We start from the raw sequence: 18,370 nt of genomic DNA on the forward strand, positions 1-18,370 counted from the left end.
GTCTCCTTGCGCAGGCCGGGAGCGTTGTGTCACACTAATTCAAATGTTAGATGTCTGACATCTTACATTCACAAACCGCAGCAAAGATTTCCCACGATGGAGTGAACAGTGACCCTTGAAGCCGACGTTCTGGCCGCTTTCCCGGCGGAAGTCCAGATTCCTGCTCAGCTCGTGGCCGATGCCGTTGCCGCGTCCTCGGCAAGCAGCCCCCGCGTCCTGGTGGTCCTCGACGACGACCCCACAGGCACCCAATCCGTGGCAGATCTCGCAGTGCTGACCAGCTGGGATGTCGCTGACTTCACCTGGGCCTTCGCCCACATCCGTGACAACCAGACCAAGCCCGCCGTCTATGTGCTGACCAACACCCGTAGCCTGGACCCCGCAGAAGCCGCAGCCCGCAACGAGGAAATCGTCCGGAATGCGCTCGCGGCAGCCGCTTCTGCCGACGGACTGCGCCTGGGTTTCGTCAGCCGGAGCGACTCCACCCTCCGCGGCCACTACCCGCTGGAGCCGGACGTCATCGCCGCCACCGTGGCTGCTGAAACCGGCGAAACCACCGACGGCGTGGTAATCGTCCCCGCGTTCCCCGACGCCGGTCGCGTCACCATCGGCGGTGTGCACTACATGCGGGGCGATGCCGGTTCCCTCACCCCCGTTGCCGAGACGGAGTTCGCCAAGGACGCGAGCTTCGGCTTCGCCAACTCAGAGATGGCCAAGTATGTGGAGGAGAAGTCGCAGGGGCGGTTCCCCGCCAGCGACGTGATCGTCCTGGACCTGAACATCATCCGCGCCGGTGCTTCCGCCCAGGACCCCACCATCTCCGCGAAGGCCATCGCAGACGCCCTGGAATCCGCCACCAACTCCACCCCGATCGTGGCCGATATCGTCACCGAGAACGACTTCCGCGCCCTTGCTCTGGGCCTGGAGGAAGCAGAACGCCGCGGCAAGAAGCTCCTCTACCGCGTGGGTCCGCCTTTCGTCCGTGGACGCATCGGCCAGGAGATCCGCACCGCGCTGACCTCCGAAGAGGCCTTTGCAGGCAACACTCCCTCCACAGCCGGAGGCTTGATCGTCGTGGGTTCCCACGTGGGCGTCACCACGCGGCAACTCAACGACCTCACGGCACAGCACAGCTCGGCGAGGACCATCGAAATCGACGTCGAGAAGCTCATTGCCGGCACCAAAACCCAGGGCGAAGCAGAAGCCGAAGCGTACATCGGAACGGTAGTGGCCGACGTCGTGGATGCCCTCCGCAGCGGTGACGTGATCGTCCACACCAGCCGCCTGCTCATCAAGACCGACGACGCCGCAGCCAGCCTGAAGATCGCCCGCACCGTCTCCGCCGCCGTCGTGGCTGTCGTGAACCGCACGCTCAAGAGTTTCCCGCCGCGCTTCGTCATCGCCAAGGGCGGCATCACATCCTCGGACGTGGCCGCCCATGGCCTGGAAATCCGCCACGCGATAGTCCGCGGCCCCATGCTCCCGGGCATCGTCTCCCTGTGGGAGCCGGTGGACGGCCCTGCAAAAGGCATCCCGTACATCGTCTTCGCCGGCAACGTGGGCGACGACCAATCCCTGACCCAGGTCACCCGCAAGCTCAGCGCAACCTTCTAACAGCCAAAATTCAATGGAGAACACCATGACCAGCAGCAACTACACCGTCACCGTCCTGGGCCTCGGCGCCATGGGCCTGCCCATGGCAACCCGGCTCGCGTCCGAGCTGACCGTGCACGGCTTCGACATTGCCGAGCCCCGTCTGGAACTCGCCGCCGCGGCCGGTATCAAGACCTTCGCCTCGGCCCGCGAAGCTTCGCAGGACGCAGATGCGCTGCTGCTCGCCGTCCGCAACGGTGAGCAGCTCAACGACGTCCTGTTTGGCGAAAACGGTGTCGCTGCCGTTCTGAAGCCGGGCGCCGTGGTCATCCTGGGCAGCACGGTGGGAACTGAAGCCATCCCGGCGACGGTCGCCAAGCTGGCCGAGTACGGTGTTTCGCTGGTTGACGCTCCGCTGTCCGGAGGCCCCAAGCGTGCCGGTGAAGGCGATCTATTGATCGTGGTCGGAGCCGACCCGGAGGCGCTGGAGAAGGCGCGCCCTGCCTTGGAGCTGCTGGCCTCCACACTGAGCATCGTGGGCGACAAGCCCGGCGACGGCCAAGCCCTGAAGACCGTCAACCAGTTGCTCTGCGGAGTCCACATCGCTGCTGCCGCCGAGGCCATGGCCCTCGCGGACGCCCTCGGCCTCGACCAGGCTAAGACCCTCGCTGCCCTCGAAGCCGGAGCCGCCGGTTCCTTCATGCTCTCGAACCGTGGCCCGCGCATCCTCGAGGCCTACACGGAAGACGGCGCCGAGGTCCTCAGCCGCCTGGACATTTTCGTCAAGGACATGGGCATCGTAGGCAAGGCAACCCGGGCCGCCGGACTCGCCGCACCCGTTGCCGCTGCCGCCGAGCAGCTCTACCTGCTCGGCCAGGCCCAGGGCCTCGCCGCCGCTGATGACTCCGCCGTCATCAAGGTAGTAGCGCCCGCCAAGCGCACCGCTTAACCCCTGGGAGTTTTTGTACACCTAACGCCCTCATGGGGCGCCCTAAAGGTCATTAGCTGTACAAAAACTCCACCCACCCCAGAACGCGCGACGACGGCGATCCCCCCTTCGTCGTCGCCGCCACCTCCCGCCGGTCTGCTGTGCGCACCGGTTTGTCAAAGGAGACACCGCCCCAATGAACCCCCTCGTCAACTCCCTCATGGCCGGGGCCGCCGATGCCCCTGCCATCAAACCCGCAGTGGAGCTGGGAACACCGCTTCTGCTGACCATCGCCGCGGCAGGCATCGCCTTGCTGCTGGTCCTGATCATCCGCTTCAAGATCCAGGCATTCGTTGCCTTGCTCGCCGTCAGCATCCTGGTGGGCGTGGCCGCGCAGATTCCGCTCAAGGACATCTTCACGGTGGTGACCAACGGTGTTGGAAGCACCATGGGCAAGGTCGCCTTGTTGATTGCCCTCGGCGCCATCCTTGGCCGCATGATCGAGGTCTCCGGCGGCGTGCAGTCCTTGGCCACGCACTTCACGGAGAAGCTCGGTGCCAAGCGCGTTGCCGTCGCGTTGACGGCCGTCGGCTTCCTGGTCGCGATTCCGGTGTTCTTCGAGGTGGGAGTGATCGTCCTCGTTCCGATCGTTTACGCCTTCGCCAAAATCGCCAAGGTCCACCCCATCAAGTTCGGCCTGCCCATGGCTGGAATCATGCTGTCCATCCATGTGGCTGTTCCGCCGCACCCGGGCATCGTTGCCGGCGCCGGCGTATTCGGTGCCGACATCGGCCTGATCACTATGATCTCCCTGATCATCTGCATTCCCTTGGGCTTCCTGTCCTACTGGGTTGCCAGCATCATGAACCGCAAGGACTACGAACTCCTCCCCGGCGTGAAGCAGCAGGTTGAGGAATTCGGTTCCGATTCCCTGGTCCACGTGGGCCATGACGGTCCGGGTGCCCGCGCAATCGCCCCGCCGCGTCCGGGCCTGATCATGTTCCTGATCGCAGCGCCCATCGTGCAGATCCTTCTCGGCACCGTCGGCACACTGACCATCGCCAAGGACAACTACTGGTACGGCGTGGCTTCGTTCATCGGCAATCCGTTCTTCGCCCTCCTCGTCGCCGTTGCGTTGTCGTTCTTCCTGCTGGCTGTCCGCCGCAACTGGTCCCTCAAGGAAACAGGTGAGATTTTCGAGGGTGCCCTGCCGCCCATCGCTTCCATCCTGATGGTGGTTGCTGCCGGTGGCGTCTTCGGTGAAGTCCTCCGCACTTCCGGCATCGGAGCCGCGCTCTCCCACACCTTGGACAGCCTCGGCCTGCCCGTGATCGTGCTCGGCTTCATCATCTCGCTGGCCTTGCGCGCCGCACAGGGTTCGGCGACGGTTGCAATCGTCACGACGACGGGCCTGCTCACCTCAGCGGTCATGGAAGGCGGCTACTCGCCGGCGCAGATCGCAGTGATCGTGATTGCCATCGGTTTCGGCGCGCTCGGCCTGTCCCACGTGACCGATGCCGGCTTCTGGACCGTGATCCGTTACTACGGCCTCACGGTCTCCGACGGCCTCAAGACCTGGACCGTCCTGACCACCATCCTGGGCCTGGCCGGCTTCGTCCTGACGTACGTTGCCTGGATCCTGGTAGGAGGCCTGGCCCACTGATGCGCACGAAACTCGACCACCTGGTCAATTCCGCGTTGGCCACCGGCTCCGCTGTTCCAGCCTTCACCTGCTACGACTTCACCACCGCGCTCGCCGTCGTGTCAGCTGCGGAGGAGGCCCGCCTTGGCGTAATCCTGTTGGTGGCGCCGAAAACCGCGTCCACCGCCAACGGCCTGCGGCTCATCACTGCCCTCCGGGGCCTGGCGGACTCCGCGAGCGTCCCGGTGTCCGTCCAGCTGGACCATGCTTCGGATCTGAACGTCATCCTGGAAGCCGTGGCTGCCGGAGCTGATGCCGTCCTGGCCGATGGCTCATCCAAGCCGCTCAAGGACAACATCCGCCTGGTCCGCGAGGTCCGTGCCGCGCTGGACGCGGCGGGCCATGCCGGCGTCGTGATCGAAGCGGAGTTGGGCGGACTGGCAGGCGACGAGGACCGCGCGTTCGGGTCATCAACGCCCGACGCCGGTGCTTCCGTCCCCGGTCTCACCGACCCGGAGCAGGTGGCCGGCTTCGTGGAGCAAACGGGTGCGCAATTGCTCGCTGTTGCCGTGGGAAACGTCCACGGCAAGTACACGGGTGAGCCCAACATCCGGTGGGATGTGTTGCAGGATGTCGCTGCACGGACAGAGGTCCCTCTGGTGCTCCACGGCGCCTCCGGAATCCCGGCCAGTGAGCTTGCCAAAGCTTCCGGAATGCAGGTAGGCAAAGTGAACTTCAACACGGAGCTGCGGACCGGGATCCTGGCCACGTTGGAGTCGGAAACAGCGGCGTACCGGGCAGACGGCGAGAATCTCCAGGGATTGCTGGTCCGGTGGAACGGCTCGGCAGCATCCTTTGCCGGCGCCACGCTTGAGTTGCTCAGCGCCTGACGCCCAGCGCAGGAACACGGGGAGGCTAGGATCAGACCATGATCCTGGCCTCCCTGATTTTCGCGACGATTGCCGCCCTTCTTCACGTCTACATCTTCACCATGGAGTCCATCACCTGGACCAAGCCCGCTACGTGGAAGACATTCAGCATCACGTCCCAGGCCGAAGCGGATACCACCAAGTCCATGGCGTACAACCAGGGCTTCTACAACCTCTTCCTCGCCATCGGTGCATTGGTCGGGATTGTCGCAGTGGCCATGGGTGCACCCCAGGTCGGTTGGACCCTCGTCTTCAGCAGCTGTGGCTCGATGCTTCTTGCGTCTCTGGTCCTCGTGGCGAGCGGTAAGAAGTACCTCCGGGCAGCGACCATCCAAGGCACGACGCCGCTGCTCGCCGTCGTGCTTGGAATCCTGGCCGTAACGCTGGGCTAGTGTTCCGGCGGCCCTGTCTGGGCTGCGGCGTCGTCCATCCACAGCACTTCCCAGTGGTGGCCGTCGAGGTCCCTGAAGGCCCGGCTGTACATGAAACCGAGATCCTGCGGGTCATAGGTTTCTGAGCCGCCGGCTTCCAGGGCTTTGCCCGCCAAAGCATCCACGTCTTCCCGGCTGTCGGCCGAAATGGCGACGATGGCCGCCGTCGAATTCCTGGTATCCGCGATGGGCTGCTTGGTGAACTGGCTGAACTTGTCGTGCGTAAGCAGCATTGTGTAGATCGTGTCGCTGAAAACCACGCATGCCGCGGTTTCGTCGGTGAAGTTCGGGTTGATCGTGTAGCCAAGTGCTGTGTAGAAAGCCTTGGATGCCTCGAGGTCGCTGACAGGAAGATTCACGAAAATGGACGTAGTCATGCGTCTGATCCTGCCGTTGTTTCGGCGTCCCGTCCAGACATGGAATGCGACCATGTGGACAGGGCGGAAGCCACCCTGCTGGCTCCGCTGCTCCGCGAGGCGGACAATGGAGTCAGCACACTGGGAGTCAGCACGCAGGTGCCGGCCCGGTAGGGAGAGCCATGGAGCGGGAGGCGTTTCCTGCGGTCAGTCCAACGGCTGCGCAGAGGGATCCGGTGATCGACCTTGTCCGATTCACGTGCCTGCTGCTGGTGGTCGCAGCCCACTGCATGATGGTGAGCCCCGTTTTGCACAAGGATGGGACAGTCGAGACCCGGAACGTCCTCATGGAGCAAGCCTGGTTCACGCCTGTGCTCTGGGTCCTGATGATCGTTCCGCTCTTCTTTGTCCTTGGCGGTGTTACCGGCCTCCAGTCGTGGCGGCGGTTGAGAACGGCCGGCGGGACAGGATTCGACTTCGCCCAGCTGCGCCTCCTGCGATTGGTGCGTCCCGCCATGGCTCTGCTCGCCGTCATGTGGGGAGGGTTGTGGATCGCGCTGCTGCTGGGTGTCCATCCGCAAGTCATCCAGCTGATGACTGCCGGAGCTGCGATGCCGTTGTGGTTCCTCGCCGCGTACCTCACGGCCCAGCTGAGCATCCCCCTCTTGGCAAGATTCCATGAACGTGCACCGCTGCTGACTTTCGGGGTTCTGGTGGCCTTCATCATCGCCGTCGATTCCCTCCGCGGCGCCATTCCCGTGCTGGCGTTTACCAACATGATTTTCGTATGGTGCGCCGTGCAGCAGCTGGGATTCTTCAAGGCCGACGGCTTCTTCGAACACCGGAGCCGCACCTGGCTGGTGGGCGCCATCATCTGCAGCAATCTCCTCCTGGGACTTGTCACCGGAGTCGCTGTGTATCCGGGGAACATGGTGGTGAACATCAACCCGCCCAACTTGTGCCTGCTTCTGCTGGGCATTTCCCAGACAGCCACCCTGCAACTGCTGGGTCCAGGGCTGCGGTGGCTCGCTGACGTCCGGTGGATCCGTGCCGGGATCGCTGTGGCGGGACGCCGCTCCATGACCGTTTATCTATGGCATCTCCCCCTCCTGGTTGGCATGGCCGGTTTGTTGTTGCTCACCGACGTGCCCAGGCCGGTCGCCGAGACCGCAGAGTGGTGGTGGGCCCGCATTCCCGTCTTCATCGCTGTGGTTGCACTGCTCGTCCCGGTGACGATGCTTTTCGGCCGGCTTGAGGATCGTCCCATGGCAGCAAGCCATGCTCGAGGCCCGGGGCGGGCCGCCGTGGTGACGGCCGCCGTCGTGGTCTTTATCCCAGTGGCGGACGCCGCCTTCAACGGACTGACGCTCGCGTTGCTGGGTGGGGGAGCGGCGTGCTTCGCGCTGTCCGTCCTGCTTTTGGGCAGGGTTCCGACGCCGGTCCCCCCGGCGGCGGAGGCAGAACCTGCGGAAGCGCCGCAGGCGACCCCGGCCACGTTGCCAGCACACGATTTACGTGCCAATCTCGAACCATGACCGAGAATACGAATTCACTGGCCGAGTCGTTCCGCCCCGGCGTTACTACATTGCGCAACGACAAGTTCCACCGCTACGAGTTGCACGTAGACGGGGAGTTGGCGGTGATTTCACAGTTCCTGGACAGGCCCGGTCACATCGACTTCATCCACACGGAGACGAAACCCCAATTCAAGGGCCAAGGACTGGCGAACGTTCTGGCACACTTCGCCCTGGATGACGTCGTGGCGTCGGGGAAGCGCATCATTCCGCATTGCCCGTTCATTGCCGGTTACCTGAAAAGGCACGAGGGATATGAACAGGACGTCGACTGGCCGAAAGAAAAGCCTACGGTTGACGCGGAGCCTGACAACAACTGACCGCGCCGGGTCAGTCGGTCCGCCCTCTCGGCGAATGCGGCCTTCGTCGCGGCGAGACTGACGTGACCGTTGCTGAAGCCCAGTAGCCCAGGCCTGGTCGCGATGACCGTGGAAGCCAATCCAGCCGCGCATCCGAGAGCGCCACGATGGCGTCGTGTTCATCAACAACTTCCTGGCCGCGGCACCACGCCCTGACCTGCATGGCACTTACCAGGCTGCCGCCGTGGACATGGTCCGACTCCGTGACGCGGTAGGAGAAACTCCGCATGACGCCTTCGCCCGGGGCCAGGGAGCCGACTGACAGATGGCGACGGTCCGGGCTGGAGGTATAAACCAGGGGCTCCATGGCCTCGTTGGTGAAGGACCGCGGAATAAGTCGAATGTTACGAAGATGGCACGTGGAGTCGTTCATGATCCATGCCGTGAAGATCACCGTCTCACCGGGGACGGCCGTGCACTTGTCAGCGCCGTGGACCAATGTGATGCATTTCGCTTGCGCAACCAGCGGCCGGTTGCCGTGATGCCGGAAGTGCGAAAACGGTGTTTTCGCACTTCGCGAGTGGATTGCGGTGCCCGCGGAGACACTCCGGACCGCCCTCGACAATGACGACCGCCCTTTGAAACGCGCTACTCGTCGCACTTCGCCGGAGTTGTAAAACTTCATGCCTGATTAGTGGTGGCGGGAACAGTTTTATGTCGCTTATTCGACGAAACTTTTCGCCCCTATAGTCCTAAGTAACCTGTGATTCAAGTCAAGATGCAATCTGGTGTCACACTATTGTTTATGGATCAAGTATTAGTGTCCGGGGCCGGTGGGGCGTCCCCAACTTTGGCTGCCGAAAATGACAGCGATCCCCATATCCTGAACCTTGTCCGCCAAGGCGTCACGGACGCCTTTGACACCCTCTACAAGCGGCACGTTCAGATCGCCCACTACGTCGCGCGCACACAGTCCGACAACCCCAGCGACGCCGATGATGTCGTCGCAGAGGCCTTTGCCACCATCTTCCAGTCCTTGAAGGACGGCAAAGGCCCCAAGGAGTTTTTCCGTTCCTACCTCCTGACGGTGGTGCGGCGTACGGCGCATGAACGCAACCGAAAAGCCAGGCTCACGCAAACCGCCGCGGACGACGCCATCCTGGACGCGGCCGTCCATGATGACGATCCCGTGGTTGGCGATCTTGAGACGAGCATCATGGCCAATGCCTTCAAATCGCTGCCGGAACGTTGGCAGGCTGTTCTCTTCCACCTTGATATCGAGGGATTGAAGCCGGCTGCTGTTGCGCCACTGGTGGGTCTCACGCCGAACGGCGTCTCATCCTTGGCCATCCGGGCCAGGGAAGGTTTGCGTCAGGCCTACCTGCAACACCACATCAGCCGCAGCGTTGACCAGGCCTGCGACGAATTTGCCAGCCAGCTCGGCAAGTATGTGCGCAACGCCCTCAAACGCACGTCAAAGGAAAAAGTGGGTGCCCACCTGGAAGACTGCGCCAAGTGCACCGCGTTGTTGATGGAACTCAATGACGTCCAGGGCGGCATGCGTGCCATCCTTTTCCCCTTGGTTGCGGGCGTTGCCTTTACCCCGGCAGCTGCCGCAGCGGTCGGGTGGCCAGGCGCCGGTGTCGCAGCGGGAGGCGGTGTCGCAGCGGGCGGCGGCAAGGCCGCCGTCGTTGGCCTTCACGGAGTCAGCCAATCCTGGAAAATCCCGGCGGCCATGGTGGTGGGTGCCGCAGCTCTGGCGGGGGTCATCACCTGGTTCCTGCAACCCGAACCCGGTCCCGCTTCTGTAGTTGTTGCAGAATCTCCTGCCAGTATTCCGACGGCCGAGGAAACGGCGCCGGCCCCGGTTCCGAGCAGCAGTGCGTCGCCTGAACCCAGTGCCATTGTGGAGCCGCCCCTCCTCCCTGTCGTTGCCCCAACGGCTGTGCCATCTTTGGCCCCCAGTCAACCTCCCGCCGTCGTGATTCCGCCGGAAGAGCCGTCGGGAAGGCGCGCTGTTGTGGTAGACCCGGGCGTCATCTATTCGACGACGGCGCCGCAGGCCACCGCTTCGGCGGCACCCTTGACGCAAACGGTTGAGGCGACGTTCTCGGCCAGCCAGGGACCAAGCCCCCTTGAACGCGACCTTGGCGTCCAGTTTTCCCTGGCCGGGGATGGTTCGCCGACATCCGGAGAAGTGGTCTTTGCCCTGCCGGCGGACGCTACTTTCATAGCAGGGAAGACGGTGGTGCCGGAGGGCTGGGAGTGCAGCGCATCCGAGGCTCGCCGGATCCGCTGCACCACAGCCACGCTGGACCCGCAGCAGTTGACCTTTGTCGTCGCCGTGACCCTGCCGGACGGTGCGGAGAGCGGAACCCTGGACTACCAGTTCAGCGGGCAAGGAATCGTGCCGAAGACGTTCACCAATACCTTTCATTAAGGCGCCCGAAAGTCATTAAGGCGCCCGAAAGGGCTGTTCTTGGCGGCTTGAAAAAATTCTTGCTGATTTCGCGTCACGATTCGTGAGTTTCGCCCACTAAGAAGTTGGGTGCTCTATGCCCTGGTGCTGTCAGGAAAATCTGGCGCTTTTCTGCGTCACGAATGGTTATGGAAGCGCACAAGGCAACTGGGAGTAGCCTTCCGCATTTCACAGCCATCACGCGAGGATTCCAAGCTCGACCGGATCCCAGGCGTGGTCCAGACAGGCAAGAGAGCCAATGAAACATTCATATCCAAGAAAGCTGTTGGCGGGTGCGCTCGCTACAGCCATAATTTCCCTGGGAGTGGGTGGTGCCATGGCGCCGCCAGCCCTGGCAACCACGCCGGGAACCCCAGGCGTCACCCAGCCAGGGACGCCGGTCTACACGGAGGATTTCTCCAACCAGAACGCGACAAGTAATGCCATCAGCCTCCTGAACTACACCGGAGGCGCCGCCGCCGCCAATGAGACGTACACGGCCGATACCCCGTATACGCCCGCCGGCGGGCAGTGCGACGGATGGATCCTCAACTCTTCAACACCAACGCCGCCAACCGACCTGGGTTGCTACAGGAACCAACCGGCAGGCTGGAACCAGATCCGGTCCATGGCTCAGGCGCTTGGCCTGGCTCAGGGCCAAACTGCTGCCCAAGCCGCCAGCAACCAGGCTCTCTCCGAGTACACCAACGCAAGCTCCGGCGTGATCGATCCCGGCGTGATGTTCCGGACGACAAAGAATTCCATCCCAGCCGTATCCGGCCACTACTACGCTGTCTCGGCGTACTTTGCGGAGGTTAACTGCCACGCGGCGCACGCCAGCGAGACTTTCAGCCTCCTGGTCAACGGCACACCGATCGTGCTGGGGACGGGTCTCGACCCCTGCGGCGGCAGCACCTCGCCGGAAGTCCAGGTCACCAAGCTGCAGTCCGGCGCGTTCAAGATTCCCGAGGGCACCTCGCCGTCGTTGGGCTTGGAGCTTCGCAACGAAGCAACCACCGGGTCGGGCAACGATGTGACCTTCGACCTTCCCCAGATCGTGGATGTAACGCCGCAGCTGGACAAAGCTTTCACGCCTGCCCTCATCGGGCCGGGTGGAACCTCCACGGTTACCCTGACCGTAACCAACACTGACGACGTCAAGGCCAAGAGCGACTGGTCCATTACGGATACCCTTCCGGCCGGGCTGGTTGTCGCAGCTACCCCCAATATTGGCGGGACCTGTGTTCAGGCTGCGGGCACTGCGCCGTTCGTCAAGACGGCGGTCGCCGGCGGCAATTCCATCTCTGTCACCGGCGGCGACCTCGCGGCCGGCATGGAGTCATGCACCATCACGGTCGACGTCACATCGGATACCGAAGGAACGTACATCAACGGTCCGGGAAACATCGTCACCAACCTGAACCCGCCGGCAGACGCGACACTCATTGTGCGTGCCCCCCGGATTACCTTGAGCAAGGCCCTGGACGCTCCGCGACTGTCTGATGCTGATCAGTTCACCATGGAGATCCGTTCGGGCTCTGCCACCGGCCAGGTTGTCAGCAACCCCGCCAACTCCACCACCAGTGGTTCCGGCTCCACCGTTTCCACCGGAACCGGCACCACGGGGAAGTACGTCGCTGACACTGGTGCCAGCTACTACCTGACCGAGTCGGGTGGCTCCAACTTGTCCGATTACGCGAAGACCATCACCTGTACAGATGCCAACGGACTGCAGGCCAATCTGCCAAGCGGCGTTGCATTTGAGGGAACCCTGGCGCTCGTACCTGTGGCCGGCGCCGACATTGACTGCGTGCTGACCAACACCGCGCAGTCGGCTCCTTCGATGACGTTCACCAAGAGCGCGGAAGCGTCCGGGATTCAGTCGCCGGCTGTAGTGGGCGACAAGATCACCTACACGTTCACGGCTACCAACACCGGAAATGTGGCGTTGACGGATGTTGTCATCACCGATCCGCTGGCTGGCCTCTCCACCCTGACGTACAGCTGGCCCGGCACCCCGGGTACTCTGCTTCCGGGCGAGACCGTCACCGCGATGGCAACCTACTCCATTACGCAGGCGGACATCGACGCAGGACACGTAGCCAACTCGGCCACCACCTCGGGTAATCCTCCGACCGGTCCGCCCGTCATCCCGCCGCCCGGCACCACCGACACTCCGCTGACTCCTGGCCCCGCCATGGAATTCAGCAAGTCGGCCGATGCATCCGACATTCAGAACCCGTCCGTCGTCGGCGACATCATCACCTACACCTTCACGGCGAAGAACACCGGCAACGTGAAGTTGAGCAACGTTTCCATCAATGACCCGCTGGCTGGCCTGTCGGCTCTGGTTTACTCCTGGCCGGGCACTCCAGGCGAGTTGCTCCCGGGCCAGACCGTCACGGCTACGGCGACTTATGCAATCACCCAGTCGGATATCGACGCCGGTCACGTTGCGAACACGGCAACCACCACCGGTACCCCTCCCACCGGTCCTGCTGTGACCCCGCCCCCTGCGGGCACCGATACACCGCTGACTCCTGGCCCGGCCATGGAGTTCACCAAGACGGCGGACGCATCCGAGGTCCAGTCGCCTTCGGTAGTTGGCGACAAGATCACCTACACGTTCACGGCGAAGAACACCGGCAATGTGAAGCTGAGCAACGTCTCAATCACGGATCCGCTGGCTGGTCTTTCGGCTTTGGCTTACACCTGGCCGGGCACTTCAGGTGAACTGCTTCCCGGTCAGACGGTGACGGCTACGGCAACGTATGCCATCACCCAGGCGGATATCGACGCCGGTCACGTGGCTAACAGCGCCACGACGACGGGCACTCCTCCGTCCGGTCCTCCGGTGACGCCTCCTCCGGGAACGACGGACACTCCGTTGACCCCGGCTCCGGCCATGGAGTTCACCAAGTCGGCTGACTCCTCAGCTGTTCAGAACCCCACCAAGGTGGGTGACGTGATCACGTACTCCTTCTCCGCGAAGAACACGGGCAACGTCACGTTGAAGAACGTCTCCATCTCGGATCCGCTGCCTGGTTTGTCTGCCCTGGCATACAACTGGCCGGGCACCCCGGGTGAACTGCTTCCGGGCCAGACCGTGACGGCTACGGCAACGTACGCGGTGACGCAGGCGGATATCGACGCCGGCCATGTCGCCAACAGCGCCACGACGACGGGCACTCCTCCGTCCGGTCCTCCGGTCACGCCCCCTCCGGGAACGACGGATACCCCGTTGACCCCGGCTCCGGCGATGGAGTTCACCAAGTCGGCGGATGCCTCCGGCATCCAGAACCCTTCTGTTGTAGGTGACATCATCACCTACACGTTCACGGCCAAGAACACGGGCAACGTGAAGTTGAGCAACGTTTCCATCACTGACCCGCTGGCTGGTCTGTCAGCTTTGGCTTACACCTGGCCGGGTACTGCCGGTGAGTTGCTTCCGGGCCAGACCGTCACGGCTACGGCAACGTATGCAATCACCCAGGCTGATATCGACGCCGGTCATGTCGCCAACAGCGCCACCACCACTGGTACTCCGCCGTCCGGTCCTCCGGTCACGCCTCCTCCGGGAACGACGGACACCCCGTTGACCCCGGCTCCGGCAATGGAGTTCACCAAGACGGCGGACGCCTCCGGTATCCAGAACCCGTCCGTAGTAGGTGACCGCATCATCTACACCTTCACGGCGAAGAACACCGGCAACGTGAAGTTGAGCAACGTTTCCATCACTGACCCGCTGGCTGGTCTGTCGGCTCTGGCTTACACCTGGCCGGGAACTCCCGGCGAGTTGCTCCCGGGCCAGACCGTCACGGCTACGGCAACGTACGCCATCACGCAGGCGGATATCGACGCCGGCCATGTCGCCAACAGCGCCACCACCACTGGTACTCCGCCGTCCGGTCCTCCGGTCACGCCTCCTCCGGGAACGACGGACACCCCGTTGACCCCGGCTCCGGCGATGGAGTTCACCAAGTCTGCTGACTCCTCGGCGATCCAGGATCCGTCGGTTGTGGGTGACATCATCACCTACACGTTCACGGCCAAGAACACCGGCAACGTCACGTTGAAGAACGTTTCCATCACTGACCCGTTGGCTGGGTTGTCTGCCCTGAGCTACGTTTGGCCGGGCACTCCGGGCGAGCTGCTTCCGGGTCAGACGGTGACGGCTACGGCAACGTATGCCATTACCCAGGCTGACATCAATGCAGGTCATGTGGTGAACTCGGCCACGACGACGGGCACCCCGCCTGTTGGTCCTCCGGTGACGCCTCCTCCGGGAACGACGGACACTCCGTTGACCCCGGCTCCGGCCATGCAGTTCACCAAGTCAGCTGATACGTCGGCCGTCAAGGATCCTTCCATGGTCGGTGACGTGATCACGTATACCTTCACGGCGAAGAACACCGGCAACGTGAACCTGAGCAACGTTTCCATCACGGATCCCTTGGCTGGGTTGTCCGCCCTGAACTACGTTTGGCCGGGTACTCCGGGCGAGCTGCTTCCGGGCCAGACCGTCAAGGCTACGGCAACGTATGCCATCACCCAGTCGGATATCGACGCCGGCCATGTCGCCAACAGCGCCACCACCACTGGTACTCCGCCGTCCGGTCCTCCGGTCACGCCTCCTCCGGGAACGACGGACACTCCGTTGACCCCCGAGCCGGGCATGGAGTTCACCAAGACGGCGGATGCCTCGGCAATCCAGAACCCCACCAAGGTGGGCGACGTGATCACGTATTCCTTCTCCGCGAAGAACACGGGCAACGTCACGCTGAAGAACGTGACCATCACGGATCAGTTGGCTGGTCTCTCGGCTTTGGTCTACTCCTGGCCGGGAACTCCCGGCGAGTTGCTTCCGGGCCAGACCGTGACGGCTACGGCAACGTACGCGGTGACGCAGGCGGATATCGAGGCGGGCCACGTTGCGAACTCGGCCACCACTACTGGTACTCCTCCCACCGGTCCTCCGGTGACGCCTCCTCCGGGAACGACGGATACCCCGTTGACCCCTGCTCCGGCGATGGAGTTCACCAAGTCGGCGGATGCCTCGGCTGTTCAGAACCCCGCCGAAGTGGGCGACGTGATCACTTACACGTTCACGGCGAAGAACAGTGGCAACGTCACGCTGAAGAACGTGGCAATCACGGATCCGTTGGCTGGCTTGTCGGCGTTGACGTACACCTGGCCCGGTGCTGCAGGAATCCTGCTGCCCGGTGAGACGGTGACGGCTACGGCAACCTACGCGGTGACGCAGGCGGATATCGACGCCGGCCATGTCGCCAACAGCGCCACGACGACGGGCACTCCGCCGTCCGGTCCTCCGGTCACGCCCCCTCCGGGAACGACGGACACCCCGTTGACCCCGGCTCCGGCGATGGAGTTCACCAAGACGGCGGACGCCTCGGGGGTCCAGAACCCCACCAAGGTGGGTGACATCGTCAAGTACGCATTCACGGCGAAGAACACGGGCAACGTCACGTTGAAGAACGTGACCATCACGGATCAGCTGGCTGGGTTGTCGGCTCTGAGCTACAACTGGCCGGGCACCGCGGGTGAGCTGCTTCCGGGTCAGACAGTGACGGCTACGGCAACGTACGCCATCACGCAGTCCGACATTGATGCAGGCCACGTCGCGAACAGCGCTACCACCACCGGTACTCCTCCGTCCGGTCCTCCGGTGACGCCTCCTCCGGGAACGACGGATACCCCGTTGACCCCGGCTCCGGCAATGGAGTTCACCAAGTCTGCCGATGATTCCGCAGTTCATGACCTGTCGAAGGCCGGTGACCTGATCACTTACACCTTCACGGCGAAGAACACCGGCAACGTCACGTTGAAGAATGTGGTCATTGATGATCCCCTGGCTGGCCTCTCGGCTTTGACGTACAGCTGGCCCGGTGCAGCAGGAACCCTGCTTCCCGGTGAGACAGTGACGGCTACGGCAACGTACGCCATCACCCAGGCGGACATCGACGCCGGCCACGTCGCCAACTCGGCCACGACCACGGGCACTCCTCCCGTTGGTCCGCCGGTAACGCCGCCTCCGGGTGAAACGGACACTCCGTTGACCCCGGCTCCGGGCATGGAGTTCACCAAGACGGCTGACGCCTCCGCTGTTCACTCGCCTTCCAAGGTCGGTGACCTGATCACTTACACCTTCACGGCGAAGAACACAGGGAACGTCACGTTGACCAACGTCTCCATCGACGACCCCCTGGCTGGACTCTCTGCGCTGAGCTACACGTGGCCCGGTGCAGCAGGAACCCTTCTTCCGGGTCAAACGGTGACGGCTACGGCAACGTATGCCATCACCCAGGCGGACATCAATGCCGGTCACGTCGCCAACTCGGCCACCACCACGGGAACTCCTCCTACCGGTCCCTCGGTGACGCCTCCTCCGGGTACCACGGACACTCCGTTGACCCCGGCGGCAGGTTTGGAGTTCACCAAGACGGCTGACGCTTCTGCGGTAGGTGATCCCACCCATGTGGGTGATCTGATCACTTACACGTTCACGGTGAAGAACACCGGAAACGTTCCGCTGAAGGGCGTTGTGGTCAACGACTCCATGCCTGGTCTGTCTGCCTTGAACTACGCCTGGCCCGGTGATGCGGGAGTCCTGCTCCCCGGCCAGACGGTGACGGCTACGGCGACGTACGCCATCACGCAGGCGGATATCAACGCAGGCAAGGTGGCCAACACGGCAACTGCCACCGGCATTCCGCCCGCGGGACCGCCGGTGAGCACGCCACCTGCAACGGCTGAAGTGACCTTCCCGCCGACCGTCCCGCCGGCCGCGCCGTCGGCGTCGGCGTCGGATCAGTCCGGAGGGTCGCTGGCCAGCACTGGTGTCGTTCTCACCGTGCTGCCCATCAGCCTTCTGGTGGTTGGCGCGGGTCTCTTCCTGTTCCTCGCTGGGCGCCGCAAGCGTTCCGAGGCCTAGGTAGCAGTGTGCGTGGCAGCCGGGTTCACAGCCCGGCTGCCACGCACACGTCCGTTCATTTACACATCACGAAAGATCCAGGTAGCCATCACATGAAGAAATCAGTCGCGGGCCTCGTGGGCGTGCTGGTTGCAGTCTCGGCACTGTCCGCTTGCTCTTCGCCGCAAAGCAGCGAAGCGGGCAATCCGCCGTCGTCGACCACAACCCAAGCCGCCACCACAGGCGAGGCAAAGCCGGCGAACCCGGGCACTGGCATCATCGAGGCAACCTCCATGACCTCCTGTGACACGGCGCCCGGGAAGGTGACGGCCAAAGGGACGGTGACTCCTCCGGCCCGTGCCAAAGGAGCAGTCAAGATCACCGTCAGCTGGGTGGATTCAAAGACTTCTGCCGTGCTTGCCCGTGGAGAGCAGACCTTCAAGGATGCCGCAGCAGACAAAGCTCTCGACTGGACCATCAACGCAGAAGTCTCCAAGCCAGGGGTGGACGTCAAGTGCGTCCTCGGGGCTACGGTGCTCTAGCGCGCGGCTCCAGCAGCCGGTCTCAAGCAGCCGGGACCGCTGTTCCTTTGGAGAAGCGGCCAACCAGGTATCCACTACCCGGTTGGCCGCTTTTTTTGCCACTGGATGGCATGCCAAAAGAGAAGCCCTGCCGTGAGAAGAACGCCGCCCAGGAGCGCGTAGGGAGCGTTCGACAACATCATGTACGTGAACTGGGCCGTTGAGGCAGATTGATACGTCGCCGGAGCGGGCCCGACCAAGGCCGCGGCGGCGGTGGCAATGGCCCAGATCCCCACCCACAGCAAGCCTGCGTCAAGAACCCAGAGGGCGATGATGAAGGGGTTCACGGACAGGCGCCTGGGCGGCGGGCCTGCTGTCTCCGGAACATGCGGGCTGACTGCCTGTACGGCATTGCCATGCTCGTCGATTTCGCGGAAACCGATCCGCTCGTGAACGTGGTCTTTCATGGGTCCCCCAACCGCGGAATGTCCTTGTTCCTGCACTCTACTCCCCGTAGATCCGAGGTTGGGGTACCGGCTCTTGAAGGACCTAAATACCCGCCGTCTCCGCCGAAAGCGGCCGTATTCTCCACGCAAAACCCCGTCCGTAAAAGTCAATGACGGAGCGATCTTGCAGTTATGGACCCAGAAACCGCCTTCCGAGCGAAATAGGTCACAAAAGTTTGACGGAAAGGCTTACCTAAGTAAG

General features: G+C 63.2%; 13 protein-coding genes. 10 read left to right on the forward strand and 3 right to left on the reverse strand.

All coding sequences use genetic code 11. From position 1 onward, the window contains the following. Nucleotides 1-108: 108 nt before the first annotated feature. From PYR64_RS20730 to PYR64_RS20750, 5 genes are all read left to right on the forward strand, one after another. The gene (locus tag PYR64_RS20730; RefSeq protein ID WP_275777406.1) at nt 109-1,614 is read left to right on the forward strand and encodes a four-carbon acid sugar kinase family protein; all 1,506 of its coding nucleotides are present in this window, start codon (nt 109-111) and stop codon (nt 1,612-1,614) included. Nucleotides 1,615-1,639: 25 nt separating this feature from the next. Further along, nucleotides 1,640-2,542: an NAD(P)-dependent oxidoreductase gene (locus PYR64_RS20735; protein ID WP_275777408.1), complete on the forward strand. Its 903-nt coding sequence runs from the start codon at nt 1,640-1,642 to the stop codon at nt 2,540-2,542. Nucleotides 2,543-2,717: 175 nt separating this feature from the next. Next, the gene (locus PYR64_RS20740) at nt 2,718-4,184 is read left to right on the forward strand and encodes a GntP family transporter (RefSeq protein WP_018778989.1); all 1,467 of its coding nucleotides are present in this window, start codon (nt 2,718-2,720) and stop codon (nt 4,182-4,184) included. Then, nucleotides 4,184-5,053: a class II fructose-bisphosphate aldolase gene (locus tag PYR64_RS20745; protein ID WP_275777410.1), complete on the forward strand. Its 870-nt coding sequence runs from the start codon at nt 4,184-4,186 to the stop codon at nt 5,051-5,053. Before PYR64_RS20740 ends, PYR64_RS20745 begins: the two co-directional genes overlap by 1 nt. Before the next feature lie 38 nt (nt 5,054-5,091). Continuing rightward, on the forward strand, nt 5,092-5,484 hold the full coding sequence (locus PYR64_RS20750) for a DUF1304 domain-containing protein (RefSeq protein WP_039239292.1): 393 nt from the start codon (nt 5,092-5,094) through the stop codon (nt 5,482-5,484). Here PYR64_RS20750 and PYR64_RS20755 read toward each other — a convergent pair. Further along, nucleotides 5,481-5,900, reverse strand: coding sequence for a VOC family protein (locus tag PYR64_RS20755; protein ID WP_275777413.1), 420 nt, complete (start codon nt 5,898-5,900; stop codon nt 5,481-5,483). The two genes, PYR64_RS20750 and PYR64_RS20755, sit on opposite strands and share 4 nt — an antisense overlap. Nucleotides 5,901-6,061: 161 nt before the next feature. Here PYR64_RS20755 and PYR64_RS20760 point away from each other — a divergent pair, with 161 nt between their 5' ends. Both PYR64_RS20760 and PYR64_RS20765 read left to right on the forward strand, forming a co-directional pair. Then, complete coding sequence (locus PYR64_RS20760) at nt 6,062-7,414, forward strand: acyltransferase (protein ID WP_055977222.1); 1,353 nt, start codon at nt 6,062-6,064, stop codon at nt 7,412-7,414. After that, nucleotides 7,411-7,773 (forward strand): GNAT family N-acetyltransferase, encoded by a 363-nt coding sequence (locus PYR64_RS20765; RefSeq protein ID WP_275777416.1) that lies wholly within the window; start codon nt 7,411-7,413, stop codon nt 7,771-7,773. The genes PYR64_RS20760 and PYR64_RS20765 overlap by 4 nt, the downstream gene beginning before the upstream one ends. Nucleotides 7,774-7,783: 10 nt before the next feature. Here PYR64_RS20765 and PYR64_RS20770 read toward each other — a convergent pair whose 3' ends face one another. After that, entirely contained in the window at nt 7,784-8,185 is a 402-nt protein-coding gene (locus PYR64_RS20770) for a hypothetical protein (protein ID WP_155845952.1), read from the reverse strand. Between the two features lie 372 nt (nt 8,186-8,557). Here PYR64_RS20770 and PYR64_RS20775 point away from each other — a divergent pair, with 372 nt between their 5' ends. The 3 genes from PYR64_RS20775 (at nt 8,558) to PYR64_RS20785 (ending at nt 17,683) form a co-directional block, all read left to right on the forward strand. Beyond that, nucleotides 8,558-10,192, forward strand: a complete 1,635-nt coding sequence (locus PYR64_RS20775) for a sigma-70 family RNA polymerase sigma factor (RefSeq protein ID WP_026267329.1) — start codon at nt 8,558-8,560, stop codon at nt 10,190-10,192. A 277-nt stretch (nt 10,193-10,469) separates the two neighbouring features. After that, entirely contained in the window at nt 10,470-17,162 is a 6,693-nt protein-coding gene (locus PYR64_RS20780; RefSeq protein WP_275777421.1) for a hypothetical protein, read from the forward strand. 92 nt (nt 17,163-17,254) lie between these two features. Further along, on the forward strand, nt 17,255-17,683 hold the full coding sequence (locus PYR64_RS20785; protein ID WP_055977230.1) for a hypothetical protein: 429 nt from the start codon (nt 17,255-17,257) through the stop codon (nt 17,681-17,683). Nucleotides 17,684-17,757: 74 nt separating this feature from the next. On the opposite strand, the gene PYR64_RS20790 is transcribed toward PYR64_RS20785, so the two are convergent. Continuing rightward, the gene (locus PYR64_RS20790) at nt 17,758-18,129 is read right to left on the reverse strand and encodes a hypothetical protein (RefSeq protein WP_275777424.1); all 372 of its coding nucleotides are present in this window, start codon (nt 18,127-18,129) and stop codon (nt 17,758-17,760) included. Between the last annotated feature and the right edge of the window lie 241 nt (nt 18,130-18,370).

The sequence above is a fragment of the Paenarthrobacter sp. Y-19 genome, from assembly GCF_029223985.1.
Classification (GTDB): domain Bacteria; phylum Actinomycetota; class Actinomycetes; order Actinomycetales; family Micrococcaceae; genus Arthrobacter; species Arthrobacter nicotinovorans.